The sequence below is a fragment of the Bacillus sp. S4 genome (genome assembly GCF_040838205.1).
GTDB lineage: Bacteria > Bacillota > Bacilli > Bacillales > Bacillaceae_G > Bacillus_A > Bacillus_A cereus_U.
This window is the reverse complement of the sequence record NZ_JBFPJI010000085.1, coordinates 1-12,955: the sequence shown is the minus strand read 5'-3', so window position 1 is coordinate 12,955 and position 12,955 is coordinate 1. Positions and strand designations below refer to the sequence as shown.

Sequence of the window (12,955 nt, the reverse complement as noted above, 5' to 3'; positions counted from 1 at the left end):
TTGTTTTATTGTACTTGAAGTGAAATGGAAATACTACTATACATTGTTTTTGCATAAAAATTCGATTGTGTATATTGTTTTTCCAGTAAAATTAAGATTTTTAAGTTTTAAAAATTTTATAAATATTTAATTGACTCTATAAATATACAATATTATAATCATACTTAACTTAAAGAATCGATATGAGGAGGAGCTTATGAAAGTCGCAATTATTGGAGCAACTGGATATGGAGGAATTGAGTTAATTCGGTTATTAGAGCAACATCCGTATTTTTCGATAGCATCTCTCCATTCTTTTTCGCAAGTTGGCGAGTGTATAACAAATGTATACCCGCATTTTCGAAATGTTCTCGTACATACATTACAAGAAATTGATGTAAAGGCAATGGAGAAGGAAGCGAAAATCGTATTTTTAGCGACCCCGGCAGGAGTATCGGCAGAGTTAACTCCAAAATTATTAGCAGTAGGTTTAAAGGTAATTGACCTATCTGGAGACTATCGTATGATCGATCCTTCGTCATATGAACTGTGGTATAAAAGGCCAGCTGCACAAGAAGAAATTCTTAAGAAAGCAGTTTATGGGTTAAGCGAATGGAAAAGGTCCGAGATTCAAAATGCAGATTTAATTGCAAACCCAGGATGTTTTGCGACAGCTGCATTATTAGCGATAGCGCCGTTAGTACGTAGCGGAATGATTGAAGAAGATTCGATTATCATTGATGCAAAGTCAGGTGTATCTGGAGCAGGCAAAACTCCAACAACAATGACTCATTTTCCAGAGCTATATGATAACCTTCACATTTATAAAGTAAATCAGCATCAGCACGTTCCTGAGATTGAGCAAATGCTTTTAGAGTGGAATGATAAAGCGAAGCCAATCACATTTAATGCACATTTAATACCGATATCAAGAGGGATTATGGTTACACTCTATGCGAAAGTAAAACAAGAAATCAAAATGCAGCAACTTCAAACGTTGTATGAAGAAACGTATCACAATTCAGCTTTCGTTCGAATTCGTTCTCAAGGAGAGTTTCCGAGTCCGAAAGAAGTAAGAGGCTCAAATTATTGTGATATTGGGATGGCTTACGATGAAAGAACAGAAAGAATTACAGTAGTTTCTGTGATAGACAATATGATGAAAGGCGCAGCAGGGCAAGCAGTTCAAAATGCAAATTTATTAGCGGGACTAGAAGAGACAACGGGTTTACAGCATATGCCGCTTTATCCATAAGGGGGAAATTATGATTAAAGCATCGTCTATTACAAAATTAGCAAATGGTTCAATTGTTACGCCGAAAGGCTTTTCGGCAATCGGTACTGCAAATGGTCTGAAAAAGGTGAAAAAAGATGTGGGTGCAATCGTTTGTGAGGTGCCAGCATCATGTGCCGCTGTGTATACAACAAATCAAATACAAGCAGCGCCGTTGCAAGTAACGAAGGATAGCATAGCGGCAGAAGGGAAATTACAAGCAATTGTTGTAAATAGCGGCAATGCAAATGCTTGTACGGGGATGAAAGGATTGCAAGATGCTTATGAGATGCGAACATTAGGAGCGGAACACTTTGGAGTAAAAGAAAAGTACGTTGCAGTCGCTTCAACAGGTGTAATTGGAGTACCTTTACCGATGGATATCATTCGAAAAGGAATTGAATCTCTTGTGCCAACAAAGGAAGTAAGTGAAGCTTATTCTTTTTGTGAAGCAATTTTAACGACAGACCTTATAACGAAAGAAACTTGCTATGAGATGATAATTGATGGGAAAGAAGTGAAAATTGCTGGGGTCGCAAAAGGTTCAGGGATGATCAAACCGAATATGGCAACGATGCTTAGTTTTATTACAACAGACGCCAATATAGAGCATGAAGTATTGCAAACAGCATTATCACAAATTACGAATCATACGTTTAATCAAATTACGGTGGACGGAGATACTTCTACAAATGATATGGTCATCGTTATGGCAAGTGGATTATCAGAAACGAAAACGATGAATATGGAACATGAAGACTGGGAAACTTTCTTAGTTGCTTTACAAAAGGTATGTGAAGATTTAGCGAAAAAAATTGCACAAGATGGTGAAGGTGCTACGAAGTTAATAGAAGTAAACGTGTTAGGGGCTAGAACAAATGAAGAAGCAAAGCAAATTGCAAAACAAATAGTCGGTTCAAGTCTTGTGAAAACAGCGATATATGGTGAGGATCCAAATTGGGGACGAATTATTAGTAGTATTGGACAAAGTAAAGTAACTATTAACCCAAATACAATTGATATCACTCTTCAATCTATCGCCGTATTAAAAAATAGTGAGCCTCAAATGTTTTCCGAAGAGGAAATGAAAAAGAAATTACAAGAACATGAAATAAAAATTGATGCGTGTTTACATTTAGGAGATGAAACGGGATCAGCTTGGGGCTGCGACTTAAGTTATGAATATGTGAAAATAAATGCTTGTTATCGTACATAAGGAGAGAGAAGATGAGCGATTATATTGTAGTTAAATGTGGCGGTAGCATGTTGAATCGATTAAATAGTGTGTTTTTTGATTGCATAAAGAAATTGCAAAATAAGTATAAGGTTGTTATTGTCCATGGCGGTGGCCCAGAAATTGATGCCAAGTTAGAAGACTTAAATATCAAGATAGAAAAGAAAGATGGATTAAGAGTAACGCCGAAAGAGGTTATGGATGTTGTTCAAATGGTGCTATGCGGAAGTACGAATAAAAAAATCGTAATGAATTTACAAAAACATAATTTACTTGCGGTGGGGCTTTCAGGATGTGACGGTAATTTACTTCAAGTTCAACCTGTTGGTGAAGAGATAGGATATGTAGGAGAAGTAAGTTATGTAGAAACAGCCTTATTAAAAGGGTTGATAGATATGAATTATATTCCTGTTATTGCTCCAATCGGGATAAATGGTAATGAAGTTTATAACATTAATGCAGATACTGCTGCAGCTGGAATTGCATATGCACTATCCGCAAAAGAACTCATTTTTATAACGGACGTAGATGGAGTATTACACGAAGGAAGATTGGTAAAGAAAATGGATGAATATGAAATTCTTACTTTTATAGAACAAGGTGTCATTACAGGCGGGATGATTCCGAAAGTACAGGCGGCACTTACATCGTTAAAAATGGGAGTGAAAAAGGTTAGTATCGTAAATGGTACAAAGGATTTTGCCGAGGTCACAGGAAAGTGTGTTGGAACCACGGTAACGAAAGGAGTGAGTATCATATGACAAGTCATCTTTTTCAAACGTATGGCAGGAGAACTATTGAGTTTGTAAAGGGGAATGGAACAACAGTCATTGATAAAAATGGTACGCAATACTTAGATTTTACGTCGGGGATTGGCGTATGTAACTTAGGACATTGTCATCCTACTGTTGTAAAGGCAGTAGAAAAGCAACTTAGAAACATATGGCATATATCTAATTTGTTTACGAACTCCTTACAAGAAGAGGTCGCATCGTTATTAACAGAAGATACAGCATTAGATTATGTGTTTTTTTGTAATAGCGGGGCGGAGGCAAATGAAGCGGCTTTAAAGCTAGCACGTAAGCATACTGGAAAATCTCTCGTAGTAACATGTGAACAATCTTTTCACGGGAGAACATTTGGAACGATGAGTGCAACAGGGCAAGATAAAGTGAAAGAAGGATTCGGTCCATTACTTCCGTCTTTTTTACATACACCATTTAACGATATACAAGCATTAGAGGAAGTAATGAATGAAGAAGTTGCGGCGGTAATGGTAGAAGTTGTTCAAGGAGAAGGAGGAGTAATATTAGCTGATCCATCCTTTTTGAAGGAAATTGAAAAACTATGTAATCAGTACAATGCTCTTTTTATTATAGATGAAGTACAAACTGGAATAGGCAGGGCAGGAACACTATTCGCTTATGAGCAAATGGGAATAGGTCCTGATATCGTTACCATCGCAAAGGCGCTTGGGAATGGTATTCCAGTTGGAGCGATGATTGGCCGGAAAGAACTGGGTTCTTCTTTTACTGCAGGGTCACACGGTTCAACTTTCGGTGGGAATTATATCGCTATGACTGCAGCGAAAGAAGTATTGCAATTCATTAAGGAACAATCGTTTTTTAAAGAGGTACAGGAAAAGGGCGAGTACGTATTAAAGAAATTGCAAGAAGAATTACGACACGTTGAATGTGTTCAAAATATTCGTGGTAAGGGATTTATGATTGGAATCGAATGTAAGCATGAGGTTGCAAATTTCATAGAACAATTAGAAAAAGCAGGACTTCTCGTATTACAAGCAGGGCCTAATGTTATAAGACTATTACCACCACTTATTGTAACGAATGAAGAGCTAGAACAGGCAGTATATATGATAAAAGAAGTGGTTTGTACAAAAAATGCATCAATAATATAAGGGGGAAATTTCATGTCAACTGTACAAGTACCGAAATTAAATACGAAAGATCTTTTAACGTTAGAAGAATTGACGCAAGAAGAAATCATTTCTTTAATTGAGTTCGCTATATATTTAAAAAAGAACAAGCAGGAGCCTTTATTACAAGGGAAAATATTAGGTCTCATTTTTGATAAACATTCAACTCGTACTCGCGTTTCTTTTGAAGCAGGGATGGTACAGCTCGGAGGACATGGAATGTTTTTAAGTGGAAAAGAGATGCAAATTGGCAGAGGAGAAACGGTGTCAGATACTGCGAAAGTACTATCTCATTATATTGATGGAATTATGATACGTACATTCTCGCATGCAGATGTAGAAGAGCTTGCAAAAGAGTCCAGTATCCCAGTTATTAACGGTTTAACTGATGATCATCACCCTTGCCAAGCGTTGGCAGATTTAATGACGATATATGAAGAAGTTCATACGTTTAAAGGAATTAAATTAGCTTACGTAGGTGATGGGAATAATGTATGTCATTCACTATTGCTAGCAAGTGCAAAAGTCGGAATGAATATGACTGTTGCGACTCCCGTAGGGTATGAACCGAATGAAGAAATTGTTAAAAAAGCGTTAGCGATTGCAGATGAAACAGGGGCTGAAATTGAGATTTTGCATAATCCTGAATTAGCGGTAAGTGGAGCGGATTTTATTTATACTGACGTTTGGATGAGTATGGGCCAAGAAGGAGAAGCAGAGAAATATACTTTATTCCAGCCTTTCCAAGTAAATAAAGAGCTTGTTATACATGCAAAGCAAACATATCGTTTCCTGCACTGTTTGCCTGCTCATCGTGAAGAAGAAGTAACTGGAGAGATTATAGATGGGCCACAGTCTATCGTTTTTGAGCAAGCTGGTAATCGACTGCATGCGCAAAAAGCTTTATTAGTGAGTTTGTTTAAAAATATAGAGGAGCCTTCCTAAAAGGAAGGTTTTTTTATGCTGAAATGTCTGATGTATATTTAGTTAATTATCTCTATATCATTTATAATAAAAAGAGAAAACTAATTTTATCCCGCATTAACGGGCAGTAAAACTCCCACCTCAAAATTCGGCTGGAGCAAAGAAGTTAGGTGGGAGATCAACTGCCCGTAAACGCCCGATTGGTTCAACTAATAATCAGTGGGGGATGAACAAAACCCCCACTGATTATAGTTTCACTTTATTTTTCATATCATGTAAGGACATACTAGATAAAAAAATATAGTTAAAGAGATGATGAATTTGAAAACAACTAAGAAAACATATTCGTTTTTTCAGCGAATGTGGAGAATATTAAAGTTTCAATATTTTAAGTTGCTTCGATCGCCAGAAGGAGCAAAGAAAGTGTCGTTAGGTTTTGCTATTGGATTTGGTTTAGAAATGTTGGTGATTTATACGGCATCGCTCGTATATTTAATATTTTATCCAATTGTCAGGTTAGCAAAGGGATCTTTTCCAGCCGCAGTCATTGGTAATATTATTGGGAAAATATCGTTTCTCCCAGTATTTTTATTTCCGTTTGCTTATGCATTAGGGAAAATGATTTATCCATTTGATGTACAGAAAATACATCATGAACCATTTACGATATCAAATTTGTTTTCGAGCCATATTTTTACGATGTTAAAGAGCTTATTACAGAGTGAAGTATATGTATTAATTGGTATGACGATAATAGGAATTGTGTTTGGGGTAATTTCATATTTCGTAGTGCATTATTTATATGAAAAGAATCGTAAGTTACGTTTGAAGAAAAGAAAGAAACAAGTGAGAGAACCACTTGTACAAATATAAAGAATGTCACATTCATTTTCTCCTTTGAATATGTTTAAGAAAAAGGGGGAGAGAATGAATGTATTATTACTACGTACCTCAAGTATATCCGTATACAAATTATTATGCTGTAAATGATATGAGGCAGCAATTCGGAGTGTATCCACAGCAACAAATACAGCAAATGCAACAGCCTCAGCAGCAACCTGTTCAAGAACAAAAGCCGTATTTAATGACATGGCCATATTCAAATGTATACTATGGTAATTATTACGAATCATAAAGCTGCTTCTATTTAGAAGCAGCTTTATGCGTTTGTTTTCAAAATTAAATTTTGAATGGTTTTAAGAGAATGAATGAGCTTTTCACGCTCTTCCTCAGATAATGTTTGAAAATTTTCTTTTAGTTTGTCTAAAATGAATTGCTGATACTGATTTACTAGCAATTTCCCTTCAGTTGTTAGGGAAATTAAAATGACCCGTCGATCTTTTTCGCTATAATGACGCTCTATTAGTTCTTCTTGAATAAGTTTGTTTAATAGAGGGGTCATGTTAGGCCGTGAAATCGCTAGCCGCTTGCCAATTTCTGAAACTGCTAATGTACCATTTTCATGCAAAAGCAGTAACACTTGCGTATGTGATGGCGGCATATGTCTTTGAGAAGAAAACTCTCCAGGAAGCATAAATTTGCGATAAAAAAGAGGCACTAGCGAAAGAAGATGATCAACAATACGTTCCCACTCGCGTGATTCCATATAACGGCCCCCTTCCACTATCATTGTAACAAAAAAGACAAGGTATAAAAATAGAATTGTTTCATGGTAGCCTTAATATTTGTAGGATAACACTTGCTTTGTAAATGTATTGGCAATAATCGTATAACCGTTATCATTTGGGTGTACTTGGTCAAATAGTAACTCTTTTTTATCATTCGATATTAATTTGCGAATTGGTAAAACGATCGACGGTTGATGTGCTTTTGAAATAGAATAAATAGAATCATTCCAACCGTCTAAAAACATATCTGCATAACTTGCGATGGAGTCATCTAGTTGTAAAGGGTTATAGAGTTCAGAGAGAATGAGTAAAGCATTCGGATTTTGATCTCGAACGGTCTTTACAATATTTTTTACATCCGTTTCAAAACGGGCTTTTTCTTTATTTAACATTTTAATACCATCTATAACACCTACATCACGATTTAAGCGGAATAAATTATTTCCTCCAATACTAATAGTAATGATATTTGCTTCCCTAATTTTTTGTTGAACTTCTTCTGACTGGACTTTCTTAACGAGACGATCTGTAGTGAGACCATTTACACCGAGGTTTTCTACCGTAATTGGTTTATGAATTTGTCCTTCTAATTGTCTAGAAGCTAATTCGGCAAATCCCCCTTGTGTAGAGCCATATCCTTTTGCAAGTGAATCACCTAATACGAGGTGATAAAAAGAGTCACTCGTTTGCTTATCAATCCAACCCGGAGCAGATGTTTTTTCTGCTTTTCCTTCAGTTTCTTTTTGTTCTATTTCATCGTTCCTTTCAAAATTAGAACAAGAAATGATTAGAAGGAGGAGACAAACAATTGTTAAGATGACTTTTTTCATAAATTCATCCTCCTTGTAATTGGTAATTGTATCATATTCAGCAGTATAAGCAATGTAAGGGCATAGTATATATTTATGAAAAATTCACAATAACTTTACAGAAAATTTGTAGAAGTATGTCAAAAAATATTGACGGTATGAAAGAACTTTAGATATGATAATGTCAGATAAGGTGAAAATCATCGCTCTAATAGAAGAAAAAGGTATGTGATTAGGGACTGATAGAGATTCATTTCATTATTTTGGGGTAATTGTATAAGGGGGATTTTTTGTGAAAAAGTCAAAAAAAATGCTAGCTGGAGCAACACTTGCAATTGGCGTTATAGCACCGCAAGTGCTGCCAACAACAGTTCATGCGGAGGAACAATCTGGGGAGAGTACAGTTAACTTACGAATTTTAGAAACATCGGATATTCATGTTAACTTAATGAATTACGATTATTATCAAACGAAAACAGATAATAAAGTAGGTCTCGTGCAAACGGCAACGCTTGTTAATAAAGCGCGTGAAGAGGCGAAGAACTCTGTCCTATTTGATGATGGGGATGCATTACAAGGAACGCCGCTTGGGGATTATGTGGCGAATAAAATCAATGATCCGAAGAATCCTGTTGATCCTAGTTATGTACATCCATTATATCGTTTAATGAATTTAATGAAGTATGACGTCATCTCTCTTGGAAATCATGAATTTAACTATGGTTTAGACTATTTAAACAAAGTGATTAGTAAAACGGCATTCCCGGTTATTAACTCGAATGTTTATAAAGATGATCATGATAATATTGAAGAGAATGACCAAAATTACTTTAAACCATATCATATTATTGAAAAAGAAGTAGAAGATGAATCAGGTCAAAAACAAAAGGTGAAAATTGGTGTAATGGGATTTGTTCCACCTCAAGTTATGAACTGGGATAAAGCAAATTTAGAAGGAAAAGTAAAAGCGAAAGATATTGTTGAAACAGCGAAGAAAATGGTTCCAAAAATGAAAGCAGAAGGTGCAGACGTTATCGTTGCACTAGCACATTCAGGTGTTGATAAGAGTGGATACAACGTTGGAATGGAAAACGCATCGTTTTATTTAACTAAAGTTCCTGATGTTGATGCAGTATTAATGGGACATTCACATACTGAAGTGAAGGATGTATTTAATGGTGTTCCAGTTGTAATGCCTGGTGTTTTTGGTAGTAACTTAGGTATTATTGATATGCAATTGAAAAAGGTAAACGGAAAATGGGAAGTACAAAAAGATCAGTCTAAGCCACAACTTCGTCCGATTGCTGATAGTAAAGGTAACCCATTAGTACAATCTGATGAAAAACTAGTTAATGAAATTAAAGATGATCATAAAGCGACAATCGATTATGTAAATACAGCTGTAGGTAAAACGACAGCGCCAATTAATAGTTATTTCTCATTAGTACAAGATGATCCGTCTGTACAACTTGTGACAAATGCCCAAAAATGGTATGTCGAAAAGCTATTTGCTGAAAATGGACAATATAGTAAATATAAAGGAATTCCAGTTTTATCTGCAGGAGCACCATTTAAAGCAGGTGGCCGAAACGGTGCTACATATTATACGGATATTCCAGCAGGGACGTTAGCAATTAAAAACGTAGCGGATTTATATGTATATCCAAATACATTATATGCTGTAAAAGTAAGCGGGGCACAAGTGAAAGAATGGCTTGAAATGTCTGCTGGTCAATTTAATCAAATTGATTCAAAGAAAACAGAAGAACAGCCACTAGTAAATATAGGTTATCCTACATATAATTTTGATGTTTTAGATGGCTTAAAATACGAAATTGACGTAACGCAACCAGCGAAATACGATAAAGATGGCAAAGTTGTAAATGAAAATACGAATCGTATTGTAAATATGACGTATGAAGGTAAGCCTGTAGCTGACAATCAAGAGTTCATTGTAGCTACAAATAACTATCGCGGAAGTAGCCAAACGTTCCCTGGTGTAAGTAAAGGCGAAGTTGTATACCAATCGCAAGATGAAACACGTCAGATTATTGTGAAGTACATGCAAGAAACACCAGTTATTAATCCAGCAGCAGATCAAAATTGGGCGTTTAAACCGATTATTGCAGATAAATTAAATACAACATTTGACTCTTCACCAAATGCACAAAAGCATATAAAGAAAGATGGAAAAATATCATATGTTGGACCATCTGAAAATGAATTCGCTAAATATGCAATTGATATAACGAAGAAGAACGACGGTGATAAGGAAACTGGTGGAGAGAATCCAACGACACCGCCAACAGGTGATGGCAATAATGGAGAGAATCCAACGACACCACCAACAGGTGATGGCAATAATGGGGAGAATCCAACGGCACCGCCAACAGATGAAGGTAATAATGGAAATGAACCAAAACAAGATGGAAACAACGCAGGATCTGGACAAACTACAACGGATAATCAAAATACAAAAGAAACAACAACTGTAAGTGAAAATAAAGAGGAACGTGATTTACCGAAAACAGGTGCGAGTATTGCTTCTACAATTGGAGCTGGTCTGGCGTTTGTTGGAGCGGGATTACTTATGTTATTTAGAAGAAAGAAAGCAAATAAATAGATAGTAAAGTGTTGTATGAAAAAAAGGATTACCGATTACGGTAATCCTTTTTTTATTCTATATTATGAAACTGGTACTGCTTTTTCTTTCTTCCATGAAAGACCAAATCCAGTGAAACCAACAATAATTGTTAAGACTGGGCAAGCTAAACAGAAGATTGCGTATGGAACATAATCGAATGTTGGAACGCTAAGGACGTTTGTTAAGAATACGCCGCTTACACCCCATGGTACGAGCGGATTAATTACTGTACCAGCATCTTCTAATACTCGTGATAAATTACGACGTTCTAAACCGACTTCATCGTATTTGTTAGCGAATGCTTGTCCTGTTAAAACGATTGATAAGTATTGTTCACCAAGTAAGAAGTTTACACCAATTGCAGTGAAAGCGGTAGAGACGATTAAGCGTGTACTATTTTTTACGAAGCTAGAGATGATATTCATCAGCTGCGTGATAATGCCCATTCCTTGTAGTAAACCACCCATACAAAGAGCTAGGAAAATAAGAGCAATTGACATCATCATACTTTGTAAACCACCGCGAGATAATAAGCTATCAATATCTTTTATACCAGTTTTAGAAACGTAACCATCTTGCATAATTTTCATTAAATCAGCTAAAGAAGTACTAGGGTTAAAAATAAAGAGAATGATGATCCCTACTACGATTCCTGCAAGTAATGTTGGAACTGCGGGTACTTTCTTAAATGCGAATAGGAACAGTAATAAAATCGGAATAAGTGTAACGATAGAAATCGTTGCATTTTTTTCTAACGTACTAATAAAGTTTGTGAAATCAACGTCTCCTCTAGTGCCGCTTCCTAAAATGAAAAATGCGATAAAAGCAATAATGAAAGCAGGGACTGTTGTCCAAAGCATGTTGCGAATATGTTCAAATAAATCTACACCAGTTACAGCTGGAGCTAAGTTTGTTGTATCAGATAAAGGAGACATTTTATCCCCAAAGAATGCACCAGAAATAATTGCACCAGCAATAAGAGCTGGATCGTATCCGAGAGCACTACCCATTCCCATAAAGGCAAGCCCTACTGTTGCTGCAGTTGTAAATGCACTACCGATACTTGTTCCAACAATTGCACAAACAACAAAAACAGTAGGAACGAAAATTTTTGGAGATACAAGTTGGAATCCGTATACCATTAAAGTTGGAATTGTTCCAGCTGCGATCCAAACACTAATTAATACTCCTACAAGTAAGAAAATAAAAATAGATGGAATACCAGCTGAAATACTACTTATCATCCCTTCTTCCATAGTAGACCAAGAGATTTTTTTCATAAATCCAAACGCTAATAAAATAACGATGCCGAATAAAATTGGGATATGTGGTGAAACTTCTAATTGAATAACACTAAAGCCAATACAGAAAAAGATAAAAAATGTTAAAAGAATAGATTCAATTTTTGAAATCATTGTTTTCCCCTCCTAATTAATCTAAAATAGCTCTTTTTTATATAAAATTCGCCAATACTGTATATCCCCTTTTAAAATTTATAATTTTTCGACAAATTATCGGTAATTGTTTTTCATCATAAAGTTTAAATAATCGGGATTTATCAAGCTTTGTATCTCTCCTATCTCAAATTTTTAGGATAATCGCTCAATAAAGATTGGAATAAAAAAACGCCCCTGCATATAATTATGCAGGGACGAAGAAATCGCGGTACCACCCTAGCTTGTGAAAGGAATGTATCACAAAATAAAGGGCCATATGATATGCGCTAATAAAATAAAAACGCCCCTGCAATATATGCAGGGACGAAAAATTCGCGGTACCACCCTAAATTGTGAAACAGTGTCGTTTCACCACTCTTTAGACATAACGGTCTAAACCGTCTTTCACTACTCCTCACGTTTCGTAAAAGAAGCTCCAGGGGGTAATTCATAAATCGCTCTGTACTGGTTCGCACCGACCACCAGCTCTCTGAAATCAGAAAACGAAGTACTACTAAATCCTATCAACGCCGATTCATATGATGTTAGTTAAATTTTTATCATATATTCATCATACATGTCAATAAAAATATTCGATATTTTTTTAGGGGAATAAAGGAAAAATGTTTTTAATGCTGTAAAAATGTGCGTTATAATGAATTTGAAAGGGGAGGAAAGAGTGAAGAAAAAAATAATTCTTTTTACCACCTTACTAGTCGTTGGCGGAAGTGCTGGAATTTACACAGCTTTTGCAGCTGAATCAGAGCAGTCGAAACAAAAGCAAATACAGCAGTCAGAAGTGAAGAAATCGATGGAAAAATCAGCTGCAAAACTAGGAGTTTCTACTGAAGGGAAAACAAAAGAAGAGATTACGAAAGAAGTAGATACCGCTAGGTTTGAGCAGCGCCATGATTTATTAATTGAGCATGCTAAGCAACTTGGAATTGATACAGAAGGAAAAAAAGAGGAAGAGATTATTTTAGAAATTGGAAAGATACAACATGGAAAGTAGAACAACTTATCGTATGATAAGTTGTTCTTTTTTAAGAACTATTTGATTTAAAAATAATTGACAGTCATTTGGTTTTAATG

12 protein-coding genes and 1 other annotated feature are annotated in these 12,955 nt (G+C 35.8%); of the genes, 9 read left to right on the top strand and 3 right to left on the bottom strand.

All coding sequences use genetic code 11. The features are described from left to right. Positions 1 to 196 precede the first annotated feature (196 nt). From argC to AB3X48_RS11115, 7 genes are all read left to right on the top strand, one after another. Positions 197 to 1,234 (top strand): N-acetyl-gamma-glutamyl-phosphate reductase, encoded by a 1,038-nt coding sequence (argC, locus tag AB3X48_RS11145; RefSeq protein ID WP_016106114.1) that lies wholly within the window; start codon positions 197 to 199, stop codon positions 1,232 to 1,234. A 10-nt stretch (positions 1,235 to 1,244) separates the two neighbouring features. After that, a complete protein-coding gene (argJ, locus tag AB3X48_RS11140; protein ID WP_016106113.1) occupies positions 1,245 to 2,468 on the top strand; it encodes a bifunctional glutamate N-acetyltransferase/amino-acid acetyltransferase ArgJ in 1,224 nt (407 codons plus the stop codon). Between the two features lie 11 nt (positions 2,469 to 2,479). Next, positions 2,480 to 3,247 (top strand): acetylglutamate kinase, encoded by a 768-nt coding sequence (gene argB / locus AB3X48_RS11135; protein WP_016106112.1) that lies wholly within the window; start codon positions 2,480 to 2,482, stop codon positions 3,245 to 3,247. Beyond that, on the top strand, positions 3,244 to 4,404 hold the full coding sequence (gene argD / locus AB3X48_RS11130; RefSeq protein ID WP_016106111.1) for an acetylornithine transaminase: 1,161 nt from the start codon (positions 3,244 to 3,246) through the stop codon (positions 4,402 to 4,404). Before argB ends, argD begins: the two co-directional genes overlap by 4 nt. 12 nt (positions 4,405 to 4,416) lie before the next feature. After that, a complete protein-coding gene (argF, locus tag AB3X48_RS11125) occupies positions 4,417 to 5,367 on the top strand; it encodes an ornithine carbamoyltransferase (protein WP_016106110.1) in 951 nt (316 codons plus the stop codon). Between the two features lie 300 nt (positions 5,368 to 5,667). After that, positions 5,668 to 6,219 (top strand): DUF2062 domain-containing protein, encoded by a 552-nt coding sequence (locus tag AB3X48_RS11120; RefSeq protein WP_016106109.1) that lies wholly within the window; start codon positions 5,668 to 5,670, stop codon positions 6,217 to 6,219. Between the two features lie 58 nt (positions 6,220 to 6,277). After that, on the top strand, positions 6,278 to 6,481 hold the full coding sequence (locus tag AB3X48_RS11115) for a hypothetical protein (RefSeq protein ID WP_002067000.1): 204 nt from the start codon (positions 6,278 to 6,280) through the stop codon (positions 6,479 to 6,481). A gap of 24 nt (positions 6,482 to 6,505) precedes the next feature. Here AB3X48_RS11115 and AB3X48_RS11110 read toward each other — a convergent pair whose 3' ends face one another. Next, positions 6,506 to 6,952, bottom strand: coding sequence for a MarR family winged helix-turn-helix transcriptional regulator (locus AB3X48_RS11110; protein ID WP_002111682.1), 447 nt, complete (start codon positions 6,950 to 6,952; stop codon positions 6,506 to 6,508). A 72-nt stretch (positions 6,953 to 7,024) separates the two neighbouring features. After that, positions 7,025 to 7,804 carry a GDSL-type esterase/lipase family protein gene (locus tag AB3X48_RS11105; protein WP_016106108.1) on the bottom strand — a complete coding sequence of 260 codons (780 nt, stop codon included), beginning with the start codon at positions 7,802 to 7,804 and terminating at the stop codon, positions 7,025 to 7,027. A gap of 271 nt (positions 7,805 to 8,075) precedes the next feature. On the opposite strand from AB3X48_RS11105, the gene cpdB reads away from it, so the two are divergent. Continuing rightward, complete coding sequence (gene cpdB / locus AB3X48_RS11100) at positions 8,076 to 10,406, top strand: bifunctional 2',3'-cyclic-nucleotide 2'-phosphodiesterase/3'-nucleotidase (RefSeq protein WP_016106107.1); 2,331 nt, start codon at positions 8,076 to 8,078, stop codon at positions 10,404 to 10,406. A gap of 62 nt (positions 10,407 to 10,468) precedes the next feature. On the opposite strand, the gene nhaC is transcribed toward cpdB, so the two are convergent. After that, positions 10,469 to 11,842 carry a Na+/H+ antiporter NhaC gene (nhaC, locus tag AB3X48_RS11095; protein ID WP_088099497.1) on the bottom strand — a complete coding sequence of 458 codons (1,374 nt, stop codon included), beginning with the start codon at positions 11,840 to 11,842 and terminating at the stop codon, positions 10,469 to 10,471. Positions 11,843 to 12,180: 338 nt separating this feature from the next. Then, positions 12,181 to 12,400: a binding site (T-box leader), on the bottom strand. A 142-nt stretch (positions 12,401 to 12,542) separates the two neighbouring features. On the opposite strand from nhaC, the gene AB3X48_RS11090 reads away from it, so the two are divergent. After that, positions 12,543 to 12,875, top strand: a complete 333-nt coding sequence (locus AB3X48_RS11090; RefSeq protein WP_133059529.1) for a hypothetical protein — start codon at positions 12,543 to 12,545, stop codon at positions 12,873 to 12,875. Positions 12,876 to 12,955 lie beyond the last annotated feature (80 nt).

Coding starts and splice junctions, on each gene's coding strand:
- argJ (WP_016106113.1), top strand. CDS start 1,245: ATGATTAAAGCATCGTCTATTACAAAATTAGCAAATGGTTCAATTGTT.
- argD (WP_016106111.1), top strand. CDS start 3,244: ATGACAAGTCATCTTTTTCAAACGTATGGCAGGAGAACTATTGAGTTT.
- argF (WP_016106110.1), top strand. CDS start 4,417: ATGTCAACTGTACAAGTACCGAAATTAAATACGAAAGATCTTTTAACG.
- AB3X48_RS11115 (WP_002067000.1), top strand. CDS start 6,278: ATGTATTATTACTACGTACCTCAAGTATATCCGTATACAAATTATTAT.
- AB3X48_RS11110 (WP_002111682.1), bottom strand. CDS start 6,952: ATGGAATCACGCGAGTGGGAACGTATTGTTGATCATCTTCTTTCGCTA.
- nhaC (WP_088099497.1), bottom strand. CDS start 11,842: ATGATTTCAAAAATTGAATCTATTCTTTTAACATTTTTTATCTTTTTC.
- AB3X48_RS11105 (WP_016106108.1), bottom strand. CDS start 7,804: ATGAAAAAAGTCATCTTAACAATTGTTTGTCTCCTCCTTCTAATCATT.
- argC (WP_016106114.1), top strand. CDS start 197: ATGAAAGTCGCAATTATTGGAGCAACTGGATATGGAGGAATTGAGTTA.
- argB (WP_016106112.1), top strand. CDS start 2,480: ATGAGCGATTATATTGTAGTTAAATGTGGCGGTAGCATGTTGAATCGA.